General features: G+C 55.5%; 16 protein-coding genes and 1 other RNA gene. 9 read left to right on the top strand and 8 right to left on the bottom strand.

Going from position 1 to position 25820, the window contains the following annotated elements; translation table 11 throughout:
• Positions 1–277: 277 nt before the first annotated feature.
• Positions 278–1270 carry a 2-hydroxyacid dehydrogenase gene (locus F5984_RS12520; RefSeq protein WP_152124621.1) on the bottom strand — a complete coding sequence of 331 codons (993 nt, stop codon included), beginning with the start codon at positions 1268–1270 and terminating at the stop codon, positions 278–280.
• A gap of 201 nt (positions 1271–1471) precedes the next feature.
• Between F5984_RS12520 and F5984_RS12525 the strand changes: the two genes are divergently transcribed.
• Positions 1472–2269 carry a universal stress protein gene (locus F5984_RS12525; RefSeq protein ID WP_152124622.1) on the top strand — a complete coding sequence of 266 codons (798 nt, stop codon included), beginning with the start codon at positions 1472–1474 and terminating at the stop codon, positions 2267–2269.
• Between the two features lie 93 nt (positions 2270–2362).
• Here the strand turns inward: F5984_RS12525 and F5984_RS12530 are convergent, their stop codons facing one another.
• Together F5984_RS12530 and F5984_RS12535 are read right to left on the bottom strand one after the other, a co-directional pair.
• A complete protein-coding gene (locus F5984_RS12530) occupies positions 2363–3226 on the bottom strand; it encodes a universal stress protein (protein WP_152124623.1) in 864 nt (287 codons plus the stop codon).
• 165 nt (positions 3227–3391) lie between these two features.
• A complete protein-coding gene (locus F5984_RS12535; RefSeq protein WP_152124624.1) occupies positions 3392–4366 on the bottom strand; it encodes a 1-phosphofructokinase family hexose kinase in 975 nt (324 codons plus the stop codon).
• A gap of 239 nt (positions 4367–4605) precedes the next feature.
• Between F5984_RS12535 and F5984_RS12540 the strand changes: the two genes are divergently transcribed.
• The 3 genes from F5984_RS12540 to F5984_RS12550 all read left to right on the top strand — a co-directional run bounded on the left by F5984_RS12540 (position 4606) and on the right by F5984_RS12550 (position 11901).
• Complete coding sequence (locus F5984_RS12540; protein ID WP_152124625.1) at positions 4606–7305, top strand: cation-translocating P-type ATPase; 2700 nt, start codon at positions 4606–4608, stop codon at positions 7303–7305.
• A gap of 77 nt (positions 7306–7382) precedes the next feature.
• Positions 7383–7754, top strand: a transfer-messenger RNA (tmRNA) gene (gene ssrA, locus F5984_RS12545).
• A gap of 337 nt (positions 7755–8091) precedes the next feature.
• Positions 8092–11901, top strand: a complete 3810-nt coding sequence (locus F5984_RS12550) for an Ig-like domain-containing protein (RefSeq protein ID WP_185155502.1) — start codon at positions 8092–8094, stop codon at positions 11899–11901.
• A gap of 55 nt (positions 11902–11956) precedes the next feature.
• On the opposite strand, the gene F5984_RS12555 is transcribed toward F5984_RS12550, so the two are convergent.
• A complete protein-coding gene (locus tag F5984_RS12555) occupies positions 11957–12433 on the bottom strand; it encodes a DUF3347 domain-containing protein (protein ID WP_152124627.1) in 477 nt (158 codons plus the stop codon).
• Between the two features lie 170 nt (positions 12434–12603).
• Between F5984_RS12555 and F5984_RS12560 the strand changes: the two genes are divergently transcribed.
• Entirely contained in the window at positions 12604–13404 is an 801-nt protein-coding gene (locus F5984_RS12560; RefSeq protein WP_152124628.1) for a sialate O-acetylesterase, read from the top strand.
• Positions 13405–13518: 114 nt separating this feature from the next.
• Here F5984_RS12560 and F5984_RS12565 read toward each other — a convergent pair whose 3' ends face one another.
• On the bottom strand, positions 13519–14691 hold the full coding sequence (locus F5984_RS12565) for an acyltransferase family protein (protein ID WP_152124629.1): 1173 nt from the start codon (positions 14689–14691) through the stop codon (positions 13519–13521).
• Positions 14692–15081: 390 nt separating this feature from the next.
• Here F5984_RS12565 and F5984_RS12570 point away from each other — a divergent pair, with 390 nt between their 5' ends.
• A complete protein-coding gene (locus F5984_RS12570; protein WP_152124630.1) occupies positions 15082–15324 on the top strand; it encodes a hypothetical protein in 243 nt (80 codons plus the stop codon).
• 252 nt (positions 15325–15576) lie between these two features.
• Here F5984_RS12570 and F5984_RS12575 read toward each other — a convergent pair whose 3' ends face one another.
• Positions 15577–16986: a sensor histidine kinase gene (locus F5984_RS12575; RefSeq protein WP_152124631.1), complete on the bottom strand. Its 1410-nt coding sequence runs from the start codon at positions 16984–16986 to the stop codon at positions 15577–15579.
• A gap of 179 nt (positions 16987–17165) precedes the next feature.
• On the opposite strand from F5984_RS12575, the gene F5984_RS12580 reads away from it, so the two are divergent.
• Positions 17166–17357 (top strand): hypothetical protein, encoded by a 192-nt coding sequence (locus F5984_RS12580; protein ID WP_152124632.1) that lies wholly within the window; start codon positions 17166–17168, stop codon positions 17355–17357.
• On the opposite strand, the gene F5984_RS12585 is transcribed toward F5984_RS12580, so the two are convergent.
• A complete protein-coding gene (locus F5984_RS12585) occupies positions 17354–19576 on the bottom strand; it encodes a bifunctional alpha,alpha-trehalose-phosphate synthase (UDP-forming)/trehalose-phosphatase (protein WP_152124633.1) in 2223 nt (740 codons plus the stop codon). The two genes, F5984_RS12580 and F5984_RS12585, sit on opposite strands and share 4 nt — an antisense overlap.
• A 285-nt stretch (positions 19577–19861) precedes the next feature.
• Between F5984_RS12585 and treS the strand changes: the two genes are divergently transcribed.
• Entirely contained in the window at positions 19862–23167 is a 3306-nt protein-coding gene (treS, locus tag F5984_RS12590; protein WP_152124634.1) for a maltose alpha-D-glucosyltransferase, read from the top strand.
• A gap of 26 nt (positions 23168–23193) precedes the next feature.
• Here treS and F5984_RS12595 read toward each other — a convergent pair whose 3' ends face one another.
• Complete coding sequence (locus tag F5984_RS12595; protein ID WP_152124635.1) at positions 23194–24276, bottom strand: hypothetical protein; 1083 nt, start codon at positions 24274–24276, stop codon at positions 23194–23196.
• A gap of 248 nt (positions 24277–24524) precedes the next feature.
• Between F5984_RS12595 and F5984_RS12600 the strand changes: the two genes are divergently transcribed.
• On the top strand, positions 24525–25667 hold the full coding sequence (locus F5984_RS12600; protein ID WP_152124636.1) for a glycoside hydrolase family 88/105 protein: 1143 nt from the start codon (positions 24525–24527) through the stop codon (positions 25665–25667).
• Positions 25668–25820: the final 153 nt, after the last annotated feature.

Consider the following 25820-nt stretch of genomic DNA (forward strand, 5'->3'; position numbering starts at 1 on the left):
TTCTGCTTGACTACTTAAGTGAATGAACAATGTAAAACGCATAATGAACAATTACATTACGCACTGAAAATCAGCCATTTCATTATACATTTTGCATTGTCCATTATACATTCTATTCAGTCTGAGTGCTAATGAACGCAGGGGCGGGGTAGGCAAACAAAAAAGCCGGGTGCCAGCGCCTGAACCGCTTGTTATACCCGACTTTCCAATTATTTAACCACTTGTAATAGACTCTTCACTAACCCAAAGCTGTCTGGGCAAAAACACTATGTACGCTTCAGCACATCGACGCCTTTGTGACGCCCTCTGCACGCTGCCCTTCAAAAAAACTTAATTTATTAAGCAGGCTCCGACCGATCTGCTCCAGCGCTTCGGCGGTCAGGAACCCCTGGTGAGCCGTCATCAGCACCCGCGGATGCCGCCGTAACTGATTGAGCCGCTCGTCGGCTACTCCCTCCATCGACCAGTCTTTACCAAACCAGCTCGCTTCATTTTCGTACACATCCGTGGCGTAACCCGCCAGTTTGCCCCGGTTGAGAGCCGCCAGCAGGGCGTCGGTGTCCACCAGTTTACCCCGGCTCGTGTTGACCAGAATAGCCGACGGCTTCATCTGGGCAAGCTTCCGGTCGTCGATCAGATAACGGGTCTGTTCGTTGAAGGGGCAATGCAAGGCTACTACGTCGGACTCCTGCAAAACCTCTTCCAGCGACACGTACTGAAGGCCTATATCTACCAGTTTAGCCTGAGGCCGCACATCATAGGCCAGCACCTTACAGCCAAACCCCTGCATAATCTGGCAAAACGCCCGACCAATGTGACCGGTACCAATCACGCCCACCGTTTTACGATGTAGCTCGGTACCCACAAGGCCATCGAGCGAGAAATTACCCCGACCAATTCGGCTGCGGGCTTCGGGCAGTTGGCGCAACAGAGCCAGCAACAGAGTCACGGCGTGCTCGGCCACCGCAAACGGCGAATAACCGGGTACGTTGATGACTGTAATCCCCAGCCGCTCGGCCGCTCCCAGATCGACATTATCAAGACCGGCACAGCGCAAAGCCACCACCTCGACACCCGCTTTTTTGAGCCCTTCGAGGGTCAGTTTGCACAGGTTGTCGTTGACCGACGCACAAACCGCCCGGCATCCTTCGGCCAGACTAACGTGGTAAGGCGTCAGCGGTTCATCGAAAAAATGGATCTGATGATGCCCCTGATGGCGTTCATACCAGTCTCGCTCGTAAAGCTTCGTATTGAAAAATGCGATTTGCATGATCGTCGACGGTTTGTGTTTGGGCAAAGGTAGCCCTACCCGACCCCTCCCAAACATGACGTTTCTCAGGTATATACCTGATTCGGACGGTAGCGGATGCTGAAAGACCCGTGACCACAATCAACCCCGGCTGTGAGTCTGGTCATGCCCCAAAAGGGCCCAAACGGGTTCATTTGCCCCACAGATTAAGCCTTTGTTCGCATGAAAACGATTGTTGTTCCGATCAACCTCGCCAATACCGACCCCAAAGCATTACCCGTGGCCGCCGACATTGCCCGGCTCTATGGGGCGCAACTGATTCTGATTTCGGTGATACCTCACCCGCTCCCTCAACTCATACCAGCGGGCGAAACGGCCGAAAATACCCGGCCCGATCCGCTCCAGACCCTGGAGCAACTGGCCGGTACCCTCCAGCAACAAACGCGCTACCAAAGCCTGACTATTAAACCTACCGTCACGTACTCCGACCAGAACCCGGCCGAGGTAGTTGCCGGGCTGGCTCCCGACCTGATTGTGCTGGGCGCACGCAATGCCGGCTTCTGGCAGGAGTGGGCCAGTGGTACCCGCGCCGAATCGATGGTGCGGCAGGCTCCCTGCCCGGTGCTGGTCGTGAAGCAACCCATTGCGCACTTCAACCCCCAAAAGCCGGTGGGTGCGCTTGATCTGGACGAGGGCATGAAAAAACGGCACGTACTTCCGTTTGGCGTGGGCGAAAACGGCCTCCGCCAGTTTGTGTACGTATCAACTCCTGCCGACACCCGGTCGCCGGAGCAAATCCGCGACTGGGTGGGCGATTGGGCGCGTATGCAGGGGTACGCCCAATACGAGCTGGCTATCCGCTCCGACCGTACCGTATCGGAGGGCATCCTGCATCACGCTGACCAAACCGGGGCCGACCTGATTATCCTGTACACCCACGGCCGGGCCGCTGGGCACACAAGCGTAGCCGAAACCGTGCTCCGGCACGCTCACGTCCCCGTGCTGATTATGCGCATGTAAAGACTGACCCCACTCCCAGCCCCTCCCTAACGGGGAGGAGACGGGGGTGGGGTCGGGTACAACGGACCTTACATGATGCTTACACCAAAAACGTTAAAAAAGCACCATCGGTACAGGCTCGGTTTGTAGCGGCAGGGTCAACACTGCCATGCCTGCATGATTCGCGATATCTTCGGCAATACTTCCCTGCAACAGATGCCGCAGTCCCTGCCGCCCGTGCGTCCCCAACACCACTAGATCGGCCTGGTGGGTCTGGGCAAACCGCAAAATGCCCGGTTCCACCTCCAGTTCGTTCAGCTCCGTCATCGACGTAACGCCCAGGTGGTAGCGCTGGACAAAAGCCTCCATCCGGGGCTGAGTTTCGTGACTGGCCGTAAACCGACCGAGCGTATTCACGTACAGCAGGTGCAATTGCGGAAAATCATACCCGTCGAGCAGCTCGTGGACGAAGTGCATACTGGCATCATATACATCCGTAAAGTCCGAAGCAAACACCACCGAGCGCAGGTCGAGGTAATGCTGCGGATTTTTCAGCACCAGCACCGGAATACGGGCATGCCGGATAAGCTTCTCCGCGTTGGAGCCCAATAAGGTTTCTTTGAGCCCGCCCGCCCCCGACGAACTCATCACGATAAGGCCGGCGCCCGCAAAGGTCGGTTGGGTGAGTACCTCCGTCACATCCGTTCCTTCAACCAGATGAGTTTTCACCACAACGCCCTGTAAGCAAGGCAGTTGCCTAAGCTGCTCAAAACCAGCCGTAATAGTTTCAGTCAGCCTATCAGCGTTGGCACTCGCGGCTTCGAGCGTCGGAACGGGCGTCCAGCCGGTAGCCAGGGGTGGGCTCTGTACGTGCACCAGATCCAGGCGGGCGTTGAAGAGTTTGGCCAACTGCGCGGCAATGGGTAATGCCTGTTGCGACTGGGCCGAAAAATCGGTGGGGAATAAAATCGTTTTCATCAGGAAAGAAATGTAAGGATGGTCTTAGTACTGGACATTTGTACAGTGAAGCGATGCTTCGCTGAGCCGTAAGGCTAAAATTGGCCTATCGGCCCAACCGAGCACCGCTCGATTGTACATTTTGTCCATTACTGAAAAGGATGGTATGCACCAAAATGGACTGAACTACGATTCAATGGGTTGTGCAAAAAAATCCGTTTGAGTACCGGCATCGGTCGCTCCGTTAATCCACCGGAGCAAGCTGTCGACATCAGCTTTGTGGAACAGTTCGGTGCCATGATTCAGGGTAGCCGCCGTGCCGCAAGCCACTCCCAACCGGACCATCTCGCGGTACGATTGGCCAGCCGACAGGGCGAACACCATTCCCCCCACCACACTATCGCCCGCGCCCACGGTACTCACCGATTTTACGGGCGGGGCCGGTACATACTCGAACCCCTGGGCCGTAACCAGCAACGCCCCCCGCGGACCGAGCGACACCACCACCACGGTACACCGCCCTTCGCCAATCAATTGGCGGGCCGCGTCGTGTACCTCATTCGCATTGAGCCGGTCTTTACCGACCAGCCGGGCCAGCTCACCCACGTTCGGCTTGAGCAGAAAAACCCCCTCAGCCACGGCCTGTTTCAACGGTTCGCCCGAGGTATCGAGCACAAACCGCACGCCTTTCTGTTTGGCCCACCGGGCTATCTGCGCATAAAAGTCAACGGGCAGGCCGGGCGGCAAACTGCCGCTACCCACCAGAAAATCAATTGGTTCAGGCAACGCATCCAGCGCTTCCAAACAGGCCATCCCTTCGACCGGGCTTAGCTCGGGGCCGGGGGTTCCGAACCGATATTGCAGGCCGGTACTGCTTTCGGTTACCACAAAGCTCTCGCGCGTGAGTCCTTCAATGCCGATAATCTGGTAATCGACGCCTTCATCGGCCACCAGTTGTTCGAGCGAAAGGCCCATAGGCCCACCGGCCGTGAACAGAGCCTTCGACTGACCACCGAGCCGCCGAATGGCTTTCGACACGTTGATACCGCCCCCACCCGCATCGTACCGGGGCTGGGCGCAATGTAATTTCTGCGTAGGCGTAAGCCGGTCAACGCTCGTGCTAATGTCGACGGCTGGATTGGGTGTGAACGTTACAATCATACAAAGGGAGGTGTTGGCGACAACCCAACCAATATCGGTTGGGTCGATTTACAAAGACGAAACTATCCGGTTTTCCCTCAGCAGATAATGACATCTGTCAGCTCACGGATTGAGTTTAAGAGTAAGCGGGCGTTGGCAACAATCCCGTATTTTGCGGTTTATCCATTCCGGTCCTTGTTCAACCCGTACCCGTTTCCGGCCGTCCGTTCGCCAACGGGTACGCAATCCGCCCGATTTTCATGCCTCAATACACAGATAATCAATCCAATACCCCTACCCCACCTCCGCATCGACCCTGGCATTCGTTGGCGGTTACCGAACTGTTCGAATACCTGCAAAGCCGCCGACAGGGACTGACCCAAACCGAGGCCGCGAACCGACTGGCGCAATACGGCCCCAATGTGTTGCCCCAGAAAAAACCGGTTACGCTCGTCGAGATTGTGCTGCGGCAGTTTATGAGCCCGCTTATTTATGTGCTGCTGTTTGCGGCCGTTATTGCGCTGATTCTAAGCGAATACGTCGACGCGGGGTTTATTGCCGTGGTGCTCCTGTTCAATGCCGCCATGGGTGCCTATCAGGAGTGGCGGGCCGAAACCAACGCCAACGCCCTGCAACAGATGATTCGGATTCGGGTGCGGCTCCGGCGCGACAATGCCGATGAAGAAGCGGAAGCGGAAACCCTCGTGCCGGGGGATGTGGTGCTCCTCGAATCGGGCAACAAAGTACCGGCCGACATCCGGCTCGTCAAAAGCACCCAACTGAACGTTGAAGAGGCCCTGCTCACGGGCGAGTCGTTGCCGGTAGCCAAAGGGAGTCAACCCCTTGACCCCACCGAACTGGCGATCGGCGACCGCGCCAACATGGTGTTTGCGGGGACCACGGTACTCACCGGCCGGGCAATGGGCGTGGTCGTGGCCACAGGTATGCATACCGAAATTGGCCGGATAGCCGCCAGTTTGCAGTACCTGGAACCAACCAAGGCCCCTCTTGTGGAGCGCATGGAAGCGTTCACCCAGAAAATAAGTGTCATTACGCTGATCACCTGCCTCTTTATTGGCGTGGTAGGCTACTGGCAGGGCATGAGCCTGACGCAGGTTCTTTTTCTGGCCGTAGCCGTGGCCGTTTCGGCGATTCCGGAGGGGTTACCCATTGCTATGACCGTAGCTCTTTCCATTGGCACCCGCCGGATGGCCAAACGAAACGTGATTATCCGAAAGCTGACCGCCGTGGAAGGTCTCGGCAGTTGCACCTTCATTGCAACCGACAAAACAGGTACGCTCACCGTGGATGGGCAGACCGTGCGACAGGTGTCCCTGCCCGATGCCCGCACACTGACCGTTACGGGTGAGGGGTACAACGGTATTGGGCAGATTCTGGATTCCGCTGGTCGACCCGCCCCCGTGCAGGACGGCCTGGGCGAGTTACTCGAAGCCGTAACCGTTTGTAACGAAAGTCGGCTCGAACACCGGCCCGATGGCTGGCATTATCAGGGCGATGCCGTCGATGTGGCCCTTATGGCCTTACCGTACAAGGCTGGCCTTTCGCCCGGCGACCTGCTTCAGTCGGTTGAGCGGGTTCATCAGATTCCGTTTGAATCGGAGCGGAAATATGCGGCCGTGTACTACCGACGGTCTGGTACACTTCGGATTGCCGTGAAAGGAGCCCTCGAAACCATCTTGCCCGCCCTGCACGCCGACCACGCCGACCTCCTCGTAGCCCGGCACGACGCCCTGGCCGCCAACGGGTTCCGGGTGCTGGTGGTAGCGGGTGGACCGGTCGACTCGATAAACGAGGCTGCCTTACCGCCCCTGCAATTTCTTGGTTTGCTGGCCCTTATCGACCCACTACGCCCCGAGGCCAAAGCCGCCGTACAGACCTGTCAGGAGGCTGGCGTAACCGTAGCCATGGTCACGGGCGACCACCCGGCTACGGCCCTCTACATTGCCCGCGAACTGGGCCTTGCCGAACACAAAGAGCAACTCATTACGGGGGCCGAGCTGGCCGAAGCCGCCCGGCAGGACTCGTTTACCGACTTCGTGGAGACCGTAAACAGTCGGCGGGTATTTGCGCGGGTGTCGCCCCAGCAGAAACAACAGATTGTCGAGACCTTACAGGAGTCGGGGCATTTTGTGGCCGTCACCGGCGACGGGGTCAACGATGCCCCGGCACTCAAAACAGCCCATATCGGCATTGCGATGGGCTACGGCACCGATGTAGCTAAGGAAACAGCCTCGATGATTATCACCGACAACAATTTTGCGTCGATTGTGGCGGGTATCGAGGAGGGCCGCAACACGTACAGTAACCTCCGCAAAATTATTTACCTCGCCATCTCGACCGGGGCCGCCGAGATCATGCTCGTGGCTCTGGCCCTAATTTTTAGTCAGCCAATTCCGTTTTTACCGGTGCAGCTTTTGTGGCTCAATCTGGTCACCAACGGCATTCAGGACGTAGCCCTGGCGTTTGAAGCCGGCGAGCCCGGTCCCATGCAGCAACCACCCCGCAAGCCGTCGGAGGGCGTGTTCAATCCGCTCATGATTCGGCAAAATCTACTGGCAGGGGGCGTCATGACTCTGCTCACGTTTGGGCTCTGGTACCACCTGCTCAACAACCTCGGCCGCTCCGAATTCGAAGCCCGCAATATTATTCTGCTGCTGATGGTGCTGCTCCAGAACTTCCACGTGTTCAACTGCCGTTCCGAGACCCGCTCCGCCTTTCAGATTCCGCTGCGCAATAATTCCGTACTGGTGCTGGGGGTGCTGGCGCTTCAGGCGCTTCATATCGGGGTCATGCACATTCCGTTTATGCAGCAACTGCTGAAGATTGCCCCCGTATCGCTCAACGACTGGGCCAAACTGGTACCCACGGCGGCTATCATCCTCATTGTGATGGAGTTGTTCAAATGGTGGCAACGCCGGGCGGCTGAGCCCATAAATTGAGCGTAAAATAGGGCGCACTGGCGAACTTTCCGACGTATAGATGGGTTTCACTGACACACGCCCAAGGTGTGTCATCTGGGGTCGACCGGAATTGACAGCTTGCTGAGGTCGCGTGTAAGCATGCCGGGAGTTGACGGAATTTCCCGCCCAAACAAATCGTCAAAACAATAACTGGCGAGTATAACTACGCCATGGCTGCCTAATCCGGAGGATTAAGCATTAGCCATCGTCTCCCCGGCCTACGTGCTGCTGGCTGGATTAGGGGGCGTCGAACCGCAGCGCTGGTTGGCCTAATGGTATTAACAGCCAACGAGATCCAAGTACCTACGGCGATTGGTCGGTCTGATCCGAACCAGCCTTTTGCCCGACAATCCAATCGAATCTAAGCATGTAGAAAGCACGACGGGTTCCTTGACTGGACGAGGGTTCAAATCCCTCCGACTCCACCCCGCGAAAGCCTGTAAGTCAAAACTTACAGGCTTTTTTTATGCGTTCCTTGCATATCGCTATATGAATACCAAGACTATTAAAGATGGCTAAAGGCTTCATTTTCAGCACCTACTAATCTACTTTATATATAAAATTACTTATTCGGACAGTTTTCTCCACATCACTGGTTCCCGTACTATATTGCCGTTTACTCACAATAAGTCTACACAAATTAGACAAAAACACAATTAACACGCTTTTCTGCATTTTTTACTTATGCGTTGGTTTTACGTAGCCCTCCTTCTCCTTACCGGATTCTTTGTACCACTGAGAGGGTTTTCTCAATCCCTCGACCCGATGGTTGTTAACTATACGGTCTATAATTATCCCGCTTCACAAACCAGCTTCACGCTAACCCGTGGCCAAAACTACGTGTTGCAGGATTTGACCAGAAACTTATGTGTCTCATACAAATTCACCTGGACGGTTACGCCTAATGCCGGTTTTACCATTAGTAGCCCAAATGATTACAACCCCACAATCAACTTTAATCAGCCGGGCTCGTATTATGTAACCCTGGCTGTTTCGACGAGCAGCCCCGCTGGTTCCTTGTGTCCCAAAACGTATGACGCCATGAGTAAGTGGATTCATATTCCCTATACCACCCCCTCGGCCCAGTTCAGGACAAATGGAACGATAGTTGCCAACGCATCGGTCATATCGGGTAATACGGTGAGTTTTGCCGATGCGAGTACCAACACACCCACAGCCTGGTCGTGGGCAATTACCCCCAATACAGGCTGGAACTTCACGAGCGGCAGCAGTACGTCGCAAAACCCGACGGTCCGATTTACGACCCCTGGCCTTTACACCGTAGCATTAACAGCGTCAAATCCGGCTGGCAGCAACACGATTACCAAAACCAACCACATCAACGTAACGGGGGTTGCTCCAGTTGCTTCTTTTCTGGCCAATAGTAGTTCGGCCAGTCAGATTGCCATTAACCAAAACAGCACGGTAAGCTTTACGGATGCCAGCACCAACACGCCTACAACCTGGTTGTGGGCAATTACTCCCGGTACGGGCTGGAACTTCACGAGCGGCAGCAGTACATCGCAAAACCCGACGGTACAGTTTACGACACCCGGTCTTTACAACGTAGCTTTAACGGCCAGCAATAGTTGGGGGAATAATACCCTGACTAAAACCAATCTGGTAGCGGTTTACCCTCCGCCACCTACTGTAACCGGAACGGTATACTACTGCCAGGGAGCCCAGGCCAGCCCCCTGACCGCCACCGGCTCTAACCTGCGGTGGTATACCGTACCCAGTGGGGGCACGGCCTCAACTACAGCCCCTACTCCCTCGGCCGCCAACACAGGAACCACCAGCTATTATGTGTCTCAGATAGTAAATAACCTGGAAAGTAGCCGAGCCCGTATTGATGTGGTGGTTACGGCCGTTCCTGCCGCACCCACCGTTGTCAGCTCACGTACCTACTGCACGGGGGCCACCGCTTCTCCTCTGTCGGCCACGGGCGTGAGTGGCAGTAGCCTGCGGTGGTATACCACGGCTACTGGCGGTACAGGCTCTGGCATTGCCCCCACGCCCTCGACCGCCGTTCCGGGCACCGTAACGTACTACGTGTCTCAGGCTATAAACAGCTGCGAAAGCCCGCGGGTAGCCATCACCATAATCACCTCAGACCAACTCCCCCAGCCAAACCTAACCGTCAGCGGAAATCTTACTTTTTGTACCGGCAGTAGCACCAGTCTGACTGCCAACTCCGGCACACCCGGTGTTATGTACCGCTGGAATACAGGCAACACTACGGCAGCCATCTCCATCAGTGCGGCCGGCGTTTACTCCGTGACGGCAACAGCCACCACTGGGTGTTGGACCACCCAATCCGCAACCGTGAGCAGTCTCGCTACGCCCTCGGTGAGCATTACGACCAGTACAATAATTGGCAGTAGTACCCTGACGGCCAGCTCGCCCACTACAGGCATTACCTACCGATGGAACACCGGGGCCGCAACGGGTTCGGTGGTTGTAACCACATCAGGCACATACTCCGTAACAGCTACGACGCCGAATAGCTGTTCGGCGAGCAGTTCGACGAACGTAATAATTTCATCGCTGATGGTGGGCATTGGCGGTAGTACAACGTTATGTAGTGGTTCAAGCACAAATCTTACGGCAACTTCGAACGCTGCCAACGGCACCTATCGCTGGAATACCGGGGCTATCATACCATCTATCTCTGTTAATTCCTCTGGCACTTATTCAGTAACAGTCACCGAAGGCCAGACTACGGCTATGGCATCGGTCGTAGTGACGGTAAAACCTGTGCCCGTGGTAAGTCTGAGTAACGTGTCGGCAAGCCAACTACCCGGCTCTGCTACATTGGTGGTCAACAGCTCACTTCCATTGAGTAATCTGGACTGGCTGCAGAATGGCAGCAGATTGTTTTCTGCGTACTCCATCGTGAACACCTCCTATACTACAGTAGCCGGAACTAGTATTCCGGGTTCCACAGCCTCTGACTTAAGAAATCCCAATGGAATATTTCTTGATGCTGCCGGGAATCTCTATGTAGCCGATGGTGGGAATCACCGGGTCCAACGGTGGGCACCTGGAGCCAGTGAGGGCATAACTGTGGCTGGTGGAAACGGACAGGGAAGCGCAGCTAATCAACTAGACACCCCAGTTGATGTTTGGGTCGATGGTCAGGGGAATGTTTACGTAGCAGATCACTGGAACCACCGGGTTCAGCGCTGGCCCCCCGGAGCCAGTGCGGGCGTGACCGTGGCCGGAGGAAACGGACAGGGAAGCGCGGCCAACCAACTCAGTAATCCAAGAGGAATTACAGTCGATGGTCAGGGGAATGTTTACGTAGCAGATCACCGGAACCACCGGGTTCAGCGCTGGGCCCCCGGAGCCAGTGCGGGTGTGACCGTAGCTGGAGGAAACGAATATGGAAGTGCAGCCAATCAACTGAATTATCCTAACGACGTATGGGTCGATAATCAGGGGAACCTGTTTGTATCTGACGAACGAAACCACCGGATTCAACAATGGCTCCCCGGAGCCAGTGAGGGCTTAACCGTAGCCGGTGGAAACGGACAGGGAAGCGCAGCCAATCAACTTAGTTATCCTTCGGATGTATGGCTCGATAGCCAGGGAAATATGTATGTGGTTGATGAAAATAACAGGCGTATTATACGTTGGGCCCACGGATCCAATCAGGGCGAGACGTTGAGAGAATACCCAAGGACTTTTGGCTCCACTAATCCACAACTGAGGGGGATATTTGTTGACAGCGAAGGCGGTTTCTATGTAAGTAGCTCGTATTATGCTAACGTTATCCGTTATTTAATTACTAATTTAGTCACCTCTACCCGATTTATTCCAACTCAAGATGGTCTATATCAGGCCAACGTACGGGCCACCAATGGCTGCCCGGCCACAACCAATAGTATTGCTATTGGCTCCGTCTCTATAAGTGGTAATCTTACGCTCTGTACAGGCGGTAGTACCACGCTGACAGCCGCATCTCAAACGCCCGGGAGTACGTTCCGCTGGAGCACGGGGGCAACTACCGCCACCATCGTTGTCGTTACCACCGGCACCTATACTGTTACAGCTACCGCCCCCAACGGCACGCAATCTATTACCCAGGCGACCGTGTTGAGTGTCCCCCGAACGCAACTAACAACGCAACCGCCCAGCAGCCTAACCCTTTGCGAAGGTTCTCCTCTGAGTGTTTCGGTGGGCGGATCGGGCACTTCGCTCACGTATCAGTGGTACAAAGGCTCCCTTAACACCCCTTTAGCCGGACAAACCTCGTCCGTACTGAGCCTTTCTGCCCTTACAGCAGCCGATGCCGGTACGTATTTTTGTGAATTAAACTCATTTTGCGGCCTCCTCAGATCGCAAAATATGACACTAACGGTTGGTCAAGGCCCCATGACAACCGTAAAGGCGGGAGCCTGGAACGACCCTTCTGTGTGGTCATGTGGGCGAGTTCCAGTCGGTACGGATGCTTTACTGATCCGACACGCCATTAGTCTACCCGCCGGGTTGAACGCCGTAGCTAAGTCGATAACCTTGGTTTCTGACGGCAATATCAGCTATGGATTAGGCTCACGCCTTATGTTCAATTAAATTGTCAGGCTATTGTTTATCGACAGATTGGCCGATAAACAATAGCCTGACAGTACTAAATCTCTTCCTTCACGGTGCCACACTTGAGCATTTTGTCGCCGTAGTAGGGGTTACGGACTTCCCGCTTGTCGCTGAGCCACGAGGCTCCTTTGCCCCCGGCCGCCATGGGGCAGTATTGCACATAGGCCTTACCGGGCTTGGTTGCTTTGGTGAGGGCAATCATGTTGGTCGACAGCCCTTCGAACTGCTTCCTTTGTGCTTCTACATCGGATGTTTTGGCAATGGCGGCCGCCTGCGTTTTGGCGGTCGACAATAGGGGTCGGGCCGAAACCGGCAGCGCGGCCGCATCCACTTTACCCAGGGCAGCAACAAGGCTCTGAGCCTCGGTTTTCGCCTTGCCCGCATTGGTCGCTACCAACGCATCTTTTACCGAGTAGTACGCCGACAAGGCGGGAGTCAGGCTCTGGGCCGAAAGGGTCAATGAACAGAATGTCAGACTAAGAGCCGTAATAGTCAATCGAATGGTTTTCATGTGTTTCGCCCGTTTTTGCGTGATGAATTGGGTCTAAATCGTTGCGCAAAGGTAAAATCGGGTGCCTGAATGGCAAGCCGTAGATAGCCGAAACGGTCAGCCTCTGTGCGTAAACCAACCGGGCTTTTTGCTTATACGGCAAAGATCAGATTCCCGCAAATAGCTTACCCATGAAACGGAATACCCTCAGCCGCCTGCTACTGGCACTTTTGTCTATTATCGGGGCGTACTCGGGCCACGCACAGGTAGGTCCTCACCCACCCGGCCGCGTTCACCTGTACCTGCTGGCGGGGCAGTCGAATATGGCCGGGCGCGGAACCGTCGAAGCAGCAGACCGGCAAACACACCCGCGTATCTGGGTGCTCGACAAAACAAATACCTGGGTACCGGCCGCCGATCCGCTGCACTTCGACAAACCGGCGGTAGTGGGTGTGGGTCCGGGAATGGCCTTTGCCCGGGTTATGGCCGAAGCCGACCCCAACGCCATTATCGCCCTGATCCCGGTAGCGGTAGGTGGCTCACCCATCGACAGCTGGCAGCCGGGCGGATTTCACGAGCAAACCCAGAGCCATCCGTACGACGATGCCCTGACCCGCGCCCGAATCGCACTCCAATCAGGAACACTCCGGGGCATACTGTGGCATCAGGGCGAAAGCGACGCCAAAGCCGAACTGGCGCCCGCGTATGCCGACAAACTGAGCCAACTGATCCGTCGCTTCCGCAGCGACCTGAATGCACTTCATGTACCTGTCGTAGTAGGCACCCTGGGCGACTTCCACACGGACAAAAACCCATACGCTGTACAAATCAACAATGCGCTACAGCAGGTAGCCCGTCGGGAGTCGCGAGTAGCTTGTGTTAAGGCAACGGGGCTGACGCACAAAGGCGATCAAACCCACTTCGACACGCCTTCGGCCCGCGAGCTGGGGAAGCGGTACGCAAAAGCGATGCAACCGCTGCTAAAAAAGTGAATGGACGGAGTGAAATGAATAATGTAAAATGCACAATGAATAATTCGTTTACCCTCACTATCCATTGTTCATTTTACACTATTCATTATACATATAGCCTACTCGATTACTTATTCAGGAGACTGAGCGTACTGCATTAACTACGGTTTCTTCATCCGTTTTCAGGCGGGGTGGTTCGTCTGTCGGCCCTTCCAGTCGAGCACGTAACCACCGACTCATGGGTTTCTCGACAAGCCGATGTAGAGCGTAAGCCATCAGAAGCATTGCCAGGGTGATGCCTATTAACAGCGAGTAAGGTTCTACAAGGTGGCCCAGTCGCCTAAACAACACATAGCCGATGTTGTGATGAAGCAGGTAGAGCGGGTACGTGAGTGCTCCCGCTACGGCGAGCCCCGGAGACTGACCTAAATAGAGCTTTCGGCGGATAATAGCCCAGAAAGTGAGGTAAAAGCCCGTTATAGCTACCCCAACCACTACCGGTGAAAAGTAGGTATGAAAATAAGCCTGTTGCTCATCGGCATACGCGAGAGCGTTACGCAGGGCCATTACCCACGAACATACCAGTAGACCGTAAAGCTGCCACACCGGATCGGTACGTTCAAGCAACCGGTGTTGTGCTAACCGACGTTGTGCTAACCGATAAAAGATCATGCCCGCACAAAACAGGGGGCTGTATTTGGGGAAGAGTACCGTATTGAGCGGGGCATCGGGGGCGGTGATCTCTGACAATACTCCATAGGCCAGCCAGCACCCTATTAGTAAGGTCAACCGGGGCATACCCCGTAGTGCAATCAGCAAAACCACGAGCCCATAGAACAGCATTTCGTAGGTGAGGGTCCAGTACACGCCGTCGATGTCGCGCTGCCCAAAAAAATACTGAAGCATAGTCAGATTGAACAGGTATTGCCGCCCATACACCTCCAGGTACGGCGATGGGTTGAGGCCACCCGGTTGCGGGCCAAACAGTTTCAGCACCACGAATGTGAGCGTACAGGCCACCCAGAACGCCGGATACAACCGCACCACCCGCGACACCACAAACTGCCGTACGGTTTTATGTTCCGCCGACATGAGTACCACAAAGCCGCTGATGATAAAAAACAGCTCGACACCCAGATAGCCGTATTTAGCCACCGGTTCCAGGGCCGGATACTGCACCGGACTCAGATTATCGGCCGCATAGCCCCGAAACGCATAGTGAAAAACGAGTACGCTCATGGCCGCCAGCAAGCGGAGCAGGTCGAGCTCGTAAAAGCGGGTAGAGGTAGTTTTAGGGTGCGGTTTCATGGATGACGGCAACAAACGGAGCGTATGGTCCCCCCCGGTAGCGCAGGTAAAGGCTCCTGAGTAATGACTGTTCCAAAGCCGTTCAGGTCACATGAATAGGCCTGTCATGGGCCGCCGTCAATATACACTTTTTGAATTTTTATCTACACCCCAACATGTATTTTAACCAATTTTACATACATGAATGTTGTAGCGTTTATCATTTGTACTGTAGTTTTGCCCCCTCAAGTACACGCCCCGCCTTTTTACAGCAGTCTCCATCTCATACCTTTCATCAAGCAATGAATTGTCTTTGAGCTGCTTACCTAAACTGAAGTATAAATAGACCGACATCCGACAGACTGGTTGTCAGGCCTTTTTAATCAATTTAATCGCTGGTTTATATTCGTTATGACAAAAACAAAGACCTTAGCCTGTATCATCAAGCCTTACTTTGGCGTGTTCTGTGATTTGCTTTGGGCATACGACAAGGGGGAATTTAATCTGAGCCCCGATTTTAAGTGGATTTGGACGGTTGAACCGGTTGAGCAGGACCAGCGTGGCTATGGCGTTTACCTGGGCTGGGGTTTTTGGGGTATATCGCTTCTTTACCTACGGCGCAAACCCAATGGGGGCCTGATGCCTATGCCGTAGTTTCCGGGTATTTAACGTGAGTTATGGGTAATATGCATCGCAAGCTGAGGGGTCAGCCATTCCCCGTAACTCACATTATGTACAAATAACGAAAAACAAAAAAGCCGAGCACCAGAAGCGTTCGGCTTTCCCATTTCCACACCATTTAAAAATGCAGGATAAATGTACTTAATTAATACATATAGCAACTCATTTTTGGCGCAAATGAGCTCAGAATAAACCACTTATTAACCGTTTTACCAATATCGACACCTAATACGATTGTTCAGCTACCTGATGATGGCTCCACTCGGGGCTGGGGCGCGGCAAAGCTACAGTGAATACCGTTGGGCGGCCCACTTCGGAGCTAACCGTGACCCCGCCCCCATGCACCCGTGCAATGCGTTCAACAAGGGATAAGCCAACTCCGTACCCCCGCACGTCGGCCGTTTGCCGGCTCCGATAGAACGGCTCAAAAATATACGGCAGGTCAGCCGCCGGAATAGGCGTACCCGTGTTCTGCACGTCAATCTGAACCTGTTCGGGGTGCACCCGTACCCGCAGTAAAGCCCGACCGTCGTCGGAGAATTTACAGGCGTTTTCGGTCAGATTTTTCAGGGCCGTGCGGAGCAGCGTTTTGTTACCCTGAATGGTAAGCCAGTCGGGGTCGTCGGGTAAATCACCCCATTCTACCTGCACGCGGTAACCGGGCTGCATAGCATTGACCTGATCGCGCACGTCCCAGACAATTTCATCGATACGGATGCGTCCGGTAAGTAAACCGGCCGTGCCATCGCCACTCACCTGCGAGAGCTGTAACAGCTCACGGGTGAGTGCCGTCAGTTCGGTCACGTCTTCGAGCACCGACCGGATGGTTTTCTGGTACGCATCGGGGTCTCGCCTATTGAGCAAACTCACTTCAAGCTGGGAGCTGATTTGCGTCAGGGGGTTCCTTAGCTCGTGGGAGACGTTGGCCACGAACATGCGCTGCACCCGAAACGACTCCCCAACCCGATCGAGCAAGCTATTGATTGTCAATGACAACCGGCTAATCTCGTCGCTTTCGGGGCCAACCGGCAGCCGCTCGTCCCGGTTATGGGGGAAAATATGGCTCAGGGTCTGATCCAGCCGTTGCATGGGCCGCAGGGCATCGCCCGCAAAGACCCAGCCGGCCAGGGTTGTAACCCCCACAATGAGGATAAACAAGCCCGAAAGGGCCAGTAGCAACCGACTCAGAAAATCATCGCCATCCGTATTTTGCGCACAGGCTATCACCACGTACCCGCCCGAATCGGTGGTGTAACGGCTTCCCGACAGATAATATATCCCCTGCCGGAAATCGGTTTGCTCACCCGCCCTGATCTTGGTCAGCGTCGTGGCCGGAATGGGTACCGTGAGGGCTTCGTTCGTCGCGAAAATGAGCGAGTCACGGGCATCGAACACCATGATTTTCTGGCTCGGTAACTGGTCTTTTCGGAGCCTTCCCAGTTGCCGAATCAGGTCGGCATCGAGCCGGTGCCGGATAAGCATATCGCCCGTTGTACTCGCCTTGCGGTCGAGACGCCGGTAGAAATCAGCCGAGATAAAAAACCAGCAGAACGCATAAATGCTCACAAAAACCAGCAGCAAAATACTGGATACCAAGCCAGTAAAACGTAGCGTCAGCCGATTACGGATGGTCATTGGGCGTGTAGAATTAGGAGTTATGAGTTAGCCTTGATGGTGAGCGGTTTACCTATTCTAAGCAATTTCTAAGCGTAGGTTAAGTCGGTTCTTAAAACTACAGCCTACTTTTCCGGTATTCTTTAAGGGCATTCTACTAATCGGGGAGCCCTTGCAAATAACTCTCAACGTCACTCATTATGCTTGTTCTGATCGGAATTGCTATCTTAGGAGCCGTCGCGTATTATACAAGTGCCTGGTTTGGTTGCCAATCGTCGGGTATGGGGCCTCTACCCCCGCACTATGCACCACCTGCCCGAGATGCCACCCTGCCAACTCGTGAAGACCCCGACGGCTCCATTCTCGAACCCGACGAACAGCCTGTTTATTAACCGGTTACTGGCGTGATCGCTTCGCTCATCTGGGTCAATAGCGTCTCCACATCGCGTTGTCGGGCCAGCCGATACCGGGCATTCGACGTTCCCGACCCCACTTTGAGCGTATAAGCCCAATTGGGCAACTGCCGAAACATATCTTCGTCGGTGGTATCGTCGCCGATACTGACAATAAAATCGTACGGTTTCTGTTCCGCAATGGCGAGCGCCACCGTACCCTTGCTGTGGTGCGCTGGCTTCACCTCCACCACTTTACTTCCCTGAATCACCGCGAGCGGTACCAGGGCATTGGTTTCACGCAGGCTTGCCGCCAGCTCAACAGCCTGTGCTTCGATATCTTCAGCTTCTGCCATCCGGTAATGCCACGCAATGGCGGTTTCTTTCTCCTCCACAAACGAGCCGGGGAACCGGTCGACGTAGGCCTGCATCTGCTCCCGAACGGTCTCCTGCCAGTCATCGGCCGAGAGGTCGAGCCGCTCCCAGGGGGCATCGGGCTTTTTCAGAAACGCGCCGTGCTCAGCCACCAGATATACCGGGATACCGGCAAAGGTTTTCTCCAGAAAGACCCGGTTTCGGCCGCTGATTACCACCAGATCACTTTGCTCGGCCAACCCATGTAACACGGTTTTGAGCGCGTTGGAGGGGCGGGCATCGGCCGGGTTGTTCACCAACGGGGCCAGCGTCCCATCGAAATCAACAAGCATCAACCGGCGATTGGCGTCGGCAAATGCCGTCACAAATGAGGGCACCGAGAGGTCGGTTTCCAGTTCGAGGGGGTTATTCATCATTTCATCGAAGGCTTTCAAAAAATCATGACTCCAGCGAAACACGCTGTAATTCTGCACCCGATCCCGCATTTTTCGCATCCGCCCTTCCTGCTCACGGGGTGTCATGACAAGGGCTTTATGAATGGCATCGGCCACCTCCTGCGTATCGGTGGGGTTGATAATGAGCGCGTCGGGCAACTCCTGCGCGGCCCCGGCCAACTCGCTCAAAATGAGTACTCCGCGGCCATCTTCCCGACTGGCGACAAACTCTTTACAAACCAGGTTCATACCGTCGCGGAGGGGCGTAATCAGGGCCACATCACAAGCCGTGTACAGAGCCAGCAACTCGGTGAACGTGAGCGAAGAATACAGGTACACCACCGGCCGCCAGCCAATCGACCCAAACAGGCCGTTAATACGGCCAACGGTCTCCTCAATCTCGCGCTTGATCTCCTGATACTGCGGAATATTATCGCGCGAGGGCACCACCGTCATCACAAACGTGACGGTATCGCGCCATTCGGGGTGTTGATGCAAAAACCGCTCAAAACCCTGCAGCCGGGAGGTTATGCCCTTGGTGTAGTCGAGCCGGTCGACGGAGAAAATCAGTTTGGGGTGCCGAAGCAACGAAAGGTACCCGTGCCGCATGGCCACCACGGCATCCTCCTGCCCGCTATTGTTGAACTTCGCAAAATCGACGCTGATTGGGAAGTCGCGCACCACCGCCGACCGGTCGGGAAATACCACCCGGTTACCAATGATGGGCAGCGCCAGCACTTCCGACACACTTTGCAGAAAATGCTGCACGTAATCGGGCGTGTGGAACCCGAGCACATCGGCCCCCAGCACCCCCTGAATCAGCTGCTGCCGCCAGGCACGGGGCAGCAACTTGATGATCTCGTAATTCGGAAATGGAATATGGAAGAAATAGCCAATGCGGGTGTCGGGCCGGGCCTCGCGCACCAGATTGGGCAGTAGCATGAGCTGAAAATCGTGAATCCAGACCAGATCGCCCGGCTCAATCAGAGCCAGTACTTCCTCCAGAAACCGGGCGTTGGCTTGCTGGTAACAGGTGAAATCGCTCTCCCGAAACGACGCGTACGACGGGAAGTAGTGAAACAACGGCCAGAGCAGGTCGTTGCTGAAGCCCTCGTAAAAGCCTTTGTTCACGGCTTCGTCGAGAAAAACCGGGTGTGCCACAAAGGTTTCGTTTTCGAACACCGCTGGATCGACCGATTGGAGAGCCGGGTCGGCATGACCCACCCAATGAATTTTGGAGGCCACCGGCGCACCGGGTTGCCCCAGCCGTTCGGCCATCGAGAGTACGGCCGACACTAGTCCGCCGGCATTCTGTTTGAGGGAGAGCCCCTCAGGGGTCTGATGAATCGTAAACGGGAGCCGGTACGAAACAATGAGCAACCGGTTGAACGGCGTTTTAGATGTGGTCATACAAGTGACGTGTCTGAGCTGAACGCTGAGTGTGAATAAACAAATAACAAGGCAGGCACTTAGAGTAGCCTTAACCAAATCTTAGAAATTCATTAGAAGCAGGCAAAGCGATTAGTTTTTAAAACATAAGGGCCACCTATGGGTCTTTTTTGAAAGACTCTCCGGGTCGTTTACCCCGTTTTTCATCCGCCCACCTCCCCCGTTCCCTCACCCGGGGTGCTGGTAAGGCAACGCGAAAAACAAGGAATTTACCGGCTCGAACCTTCCAAAAACAACCTCAACGTTATGCCCAACACCCCGAAAAACAACGCTGCTAACGACCTCTGGTACAAAGACGCCATTATTTACGAGCTGCACATCAAAGCCTTTTGCGATGGCAATGGCGACGGCATCGGCGACTTTGAAGGACTGCTGACCAAACTCGATTACTTACAGGAATTAGGCGTAACCGCCATCTGGCTCTTGCCGTTTTACCCCTCTCCCCTGCGCGACGATGGCTACGACATTGCGGATTACTACCGCATAAACCCTTCTTACGGCACTATTGAGCAGTTTAAAACCCTGCTCCACGAGGCCCACGAGCGCAACCTGAAAGTGATTACCGAACTCGTCATCAACCACACTTCCGATACACACCCGTGGTTTGTGCGCGCCCGCAACGCCCCGAAAGGCTCACCCGAGCGCGACTACTACGTCTGGACCGACGACCCAAGCCAGTACGGCGATGTCCGAATTATTTTTGGGGACTTCGAAAACTCCAACTGGACCTGGGACCATCAGGCGCAACAATATTACTGGCACCGGTTTTTCCATCACCAGCCCGACCTTAACTATGACAACCCGCTGGTGCAGGAAGAGGTTTTCCGGGTCATCGACTACTGGTGCGAACTGGGTGTCGACGGGTTCAGGCTCGATGCCGTGCCTTACCTCTACGAACGCGAAGGCACCAACGGCGAAAACCTGCCCGAAACCCACGAATTCCTCAAAAAACTCCGGCGGCACATTGATGCGCACTACCCCGGTGTGGCGTTTCTGGCCGAGGCTAATATGTGGCCTGAAGATTCGGCTTCGTACTTCGGCAATGGCGACGAGTGCCACATGAACTACCATTTTCCGGTCATGCCCCGTATGTTCATGGCCCTGCAAATGGAGGACCGGTACCCGATTACCGACATTTTTGAGCAGACTCCGCCTATTCCCGACACCTGCCAGTGGGCCATTTTTCTGCGGAACCACGACGAGCTGACCCTCGAAATGGTAACCGACGAAGAACGCGACTACATGTACCGGACCTACGCCAAAGACCCCAAAGCCCGCATTAACCTCGGTATTCGGCACCGGCTGGCTCCCCTCATGGACAACAACCGGAAAAAGATTGAACTCCTGAACAGTCTGCTGTTTTCCCTACCCGGTACGCCCGTAATTTACTACGGCGACGAAATCGGGATGGGCGACAACGTATACCTCGGCGACCGCGACGGGGTGCGCACACCCATGCAATGGTCGCCCGACCGTAACGCCGGGTTCTCAGCTGCCAACCCGCACAAGCTGTATCTGCCCACCATTCTCGACCCGGAATACCACTACGAGTCGGTGAATGTGGAGACGCAACGCCGGAATACTTCCTCGCTGTTCTGGTTCATGAAACGGATGATTGGCCTGCGTCGGAGGCACCCGGCTTTCGGGCGGGGCGATATGCAGTTTCTGGCCGTCGAAAACCCCAAAGTGCTCGCTTTTACCCGGTCGTATGGGGACGAAACCCTGCTGATTGTGGTCAACTTGTCGAAATACGCGCAACCCGTGCATATCGACTTGCCGGGGTTTGCGGGTTACGTGCCGATAGAAGCGTTTAGCCAGAATCCGTTTCCGGCCGTAGGCGACGACGAGCGGTATTTTTTCACCCTGGCCCCGCACGATTATGCGTGGTTTATTCTCGACAAACCGGCCGTCGGCCCCGTCGATGCGGCTACCTTGCCGCAGGTACAGCTCACCGATTGGAGCGAGCAACTGAGCAACGCTCACCGAACCGCGCTGGAACAAAGCGTGCTACCCGCTTACCTACACCGCGCCGACTGGCTCGGTGACCGAAAAACGGCCCTTCGCGAGGTACGTATTCTGACTCAGGTGGCGATTCAGACAACCGAGGGTCCGGCCTGGCTCCTGTTGCTGGAGGTTGCGTACGAGCGGGGTTTGCCCGAGTGGTTTGGGCTGGTACTGGCGTTTGTCCCGACCGATGGGGCCGATAAACTCATGCGCAACTGTCCGCAGGCGGTGCTGGCTACCGCAACTGTGGGCAACCAAACGGGGGTTCTGGGCGATGGGCTCTACCTGACTCATGTACAGCAGGCCCTGTTACAACTCATGACCGGGGAACAGGACAGACCCGCACCTTTGTACTTCAGCGGCTTAGACACCTTGCGGGCCTACACCGCCGAAAACGCCAGCCCGCGCCCCAAGCTCGAACGAGCTGGCCCTTACGACACCACCATCAGCTACGACAATCGGTTTTTACTCAAGCTGTACCGAAACGTGGACCGGTCGGAGAACCCGGATACCGAACTTGTCCGATTCCTGGCCGAACAGGCTAATTTTGGGCACGTGCCCACGCCACTCGGTACGTTTGGCCTGACGGTTGGCGGGGAGCCGGTGCAACTCGGGATGCTCGAAACCCAAACCGGCCGTTTTGGCAATGCCCGGCACTATGTACAGGATCGGGTAGGCAACGTAATTGAGCGGATTCTGGCCCGCGACCGGGTAGTGGTGGACAAAGCCCTGACCAAACCGGCGGCCCCGCTGACGGAGGTTCCGCCCTTCGATATGTTACCGGATGAAACCCAGATGCTGCTCGGAAGCCGGGGGGCTGAACAAGTCCGGCTACTGGCTATCCGTATTGCCGAGATGCACCTGGCCCTGGCCTCGGGTAGTGGACCTACGTTTGCTGCGGAGCCTTTTTCGTTGCATTACCAGCGTTCGTTGTTTTCGGGGATGCAGTCGCTTGTGCGCGAGAGTTTCGGGCGGCTGAACGGGCAACTTACCCAGTTACCAACTGCCTTGCAACCCCTGGCCAGTCGGGTGCTGGGTCAGAAAAAAGAGGTATTGCAAACCCTCCAGCGCATTTACGCGCACAAGCTGGACGCGCTCAAAATCCGAATTCACGGCGATTTACAACTGGAAAACATCCTGCTCACCGGCCGCGACATTGCCATCCGGGACTTCGGGGGCGAACCGGCCCGCAGCTACAGCGAGCGACGGCTCAAACGATCGCCCCTGCGCGATGTAGCGGGCCTGATCCGGTCATTCTACGACGTAGCCTACGACAGCTTCCTGACCAGCAATCACCTCACACAGGAAACCGCCGAGTCGATGTTACCCCTTGCCGATACGTGGGCGTATTACATGAGCGGTTTTTTTCTCCGTGCCTACCTCGACACGGTACGGCCGGGGGCGCTCATCCCGACCGACAAAGCCGATATTCAGCTCATGATCGATACGTTTTTGATCGAGAAGGCCCTGATCGATCTGCGCCAAAATCCCGAACAGGCCCGGGTCCCTCTTCACCTGCTGAGCAGCCTATTGCCGACTAAGCAATAAGTGAATGGACGATGCTGCTCCACTACTTACCCAAACAGACTATGGAGTACGGCCGCATACTGGCGGTCGTACACATAGTCGCTGCGGTAGGTGCGGCTGGGCAGGTCGGTTGGAGAGGCTTCCGAAGCGGTAACCCGGTCCGAATCGGCACGGCACAGAAACCGCTGACCCGACGAGCCGGTCAGGGTCGCGGGCGAGGCATCACAATCGACCAGTAGATAGTACTGGTGCCCGTTAACATGCGCCAACTGATTGGCGGCCTCACGCATGAGCTGTACTGTTTCGTCGGCATCGGGCAAAAACGCAAGGCCATTGAGCCGGAGCGCATCTACGTGAAAATCGCGCCACCAGAGCAGGGCATTTTCGAGGCAGTACCGTTGCAGGGCATCGGGGTAGCCCACGCCCGATGGCCGGTCGCGGTTTCCGGTGCGCATGGCGGGCATCTTGCCCCATCCGCCCGCCAGTGTATGGCTCGACGGAGCATCCAGAAAACTATAGTCCAGATCCAGGCAAACGGCTATCCCCTCAAAATGACAGACGTTGACAAACTGCTGCAACTGCCGGGGCGAGCCAAAATCGGGCTGAATAGCAAACAGAAAAGCGGTATCGAAAGGCCGGTCGGGCGAGTACAGGGCCGAGAGCGTTGGGTTAATAGCCACAGCGTTGATGCCCTCGGTTTTGAGCCGCGCCACCCGGGCTGTAGCGGCTGCCAGCGTACCCTCGCGGGTGAACGTCCGCAAATCAAGTTCAGCGACGCGGTATTGCTCAAACGGATGATTGACCCAGCAGGTATCTTCCCAATAAAACTGACCCGTATCGACCGCCAGCGATGGGCCAAAGGGCCCTTGCGGCTGGGCCAGTGAGGCCGTATCGGGGTATTCACGCTCATCGTCGACCAGAATCAGGTATTCATCGCCGGGGCAAATCGCGTTTGTTTCGGTGTGCCAATAGCCGTTCGGCTGGCGCGACAAAGATACGGGTCCCGAACCGCCCACCACCAATAGGGCCACCTGACGAGCGCCGGGATGCCATACCGTGACGGCCGCCTGGCCATCGGTGCTGAAAGTAACTCCCAGCGTTCGGTTATGAATAAAAGTAGGGTCAGACATACGTTGAGTAGCCTCAGACTGCCCAAGCTGGACCGACAGAGGGTTGGTTGATCTATTCAAATAACGCCCGAACGACTTAGATGGGGCTTAATCAGACCTTAGAAATTCCTTAGAGGCCCTACTTTCCCCTTCTGCTCCCACCGCAAACGCCATTCCTTGAACATGTGCTCCCCGGAAGGTATGAGTAGAACCGCCAATCGGTTGCCGTTTTGATGTCGCATTACCAACCTGTGTCTTTCTGTTTACCTATGTCTCGTACGTATTTCTGGACCGTTCGGCTTCTGGCCGGCCTCCTGTTGCTGGCCAGTACCGCCCGGAGTCAGCCCATGCCCACCAAAAAGGCCCTGTTGGCCACCATGACCCGCGCCAACGATTATTTTATGGCCAAATGGCCCGACGCAGGTAAGGAAACGGTCACGAACAAGGTCAGGCCGAGCAATATCTGGACCCGGGCCGTGTATTACGAAGGTTTAATGGCCCTCTACAGCGTTGACCGCCAAAAACGCTACTACGACTATGCGATTGAGTGGGGTACCAAGCACAAATGGGGTATGCGCAGCGGTCCCCTGACCCGCAACGCCGACGATCAGTGCTGCGGCCAAACCTACCTGAACCTCTACGAACTCGACGGCCGTAAACACCCTGAGCGCATCGAAGCCATTAAGTCGAGCATCGATAACATGCTCAAAACCGACAAAGCCGACGATTGGGACTGGATCGACGCACTGCAAATGGCAATGCCGATTTTCGCCAAAATGGGCGTGCTCTATAATGAGCCCCGGTATTTTGAGAAAATGTACGATATGTACCGGTTCACCCGCGATGTGCACGGGGGCAAGGGTCTGTATAACCCCGCCGACCGGCTCTGGTGGCGCGATAAAGACTTTGTACCGCCCTACACCGAACCCAACGGGCAAGATTGCTACTGGTCGCGGGGGAATGGCTGGATTGTGGCAGCGCTGGTACGGGTGCTCGATAGTATGCCCAAAAACGCTCCGCACCGGGCCGAATACGAGAAGATGTACCTCGACATGATGGGTGCCCTGCTGCCTCTCCAACGGCCCGACGGATTCTGGAACGTAAGCCTGCACGACCCTACTCACTTTGGCGGCCCCGAACTGACGGGCACGGCCCTCTTTGTGTACGGCATGGCCTGGGGCATTAACCACGGCCTGCTGAACCGTAAAACTTACGGCCCCGCAGCGGCCAAGGCCTGGAGCGCCATGACGACGACCTGCGTCCACCCGACGGGGTTTCTGGGGTACGTACAAGGCACAGGCAAAGAGCCTAAAGATGGTCAGCCAGTCACGTACACCAGCATGCCCGATTTTGAAGATTACGGCTTGGGATGTTTCCTGCTGGCTGGCACGGAGTTGTATAAGGGGAAATAGGAAAAAGGGAGGAAAGGAGAAAGGGAATACCCTAACGTGCTGATTCAAAACCAAATGGATAATGTACAGTACAAAAGAATCGGCACGCGGATGAAACGGATTAAGCTAATTTTCGCAGATTGATAATCGGCGCATATCGGCTCGATCCGCGTA

It is taken from the genome of Rudanella paleaurantiibacter (genome assembly GCF_009184635.1).
In the GTDB taxonomy this organism is placed as follows: Bacteria; Bacteroidota; Bacteroidia; order Cytophagales; family Spirosomataceae; genus Rudanella; species Rudanella paleaurantiibacter.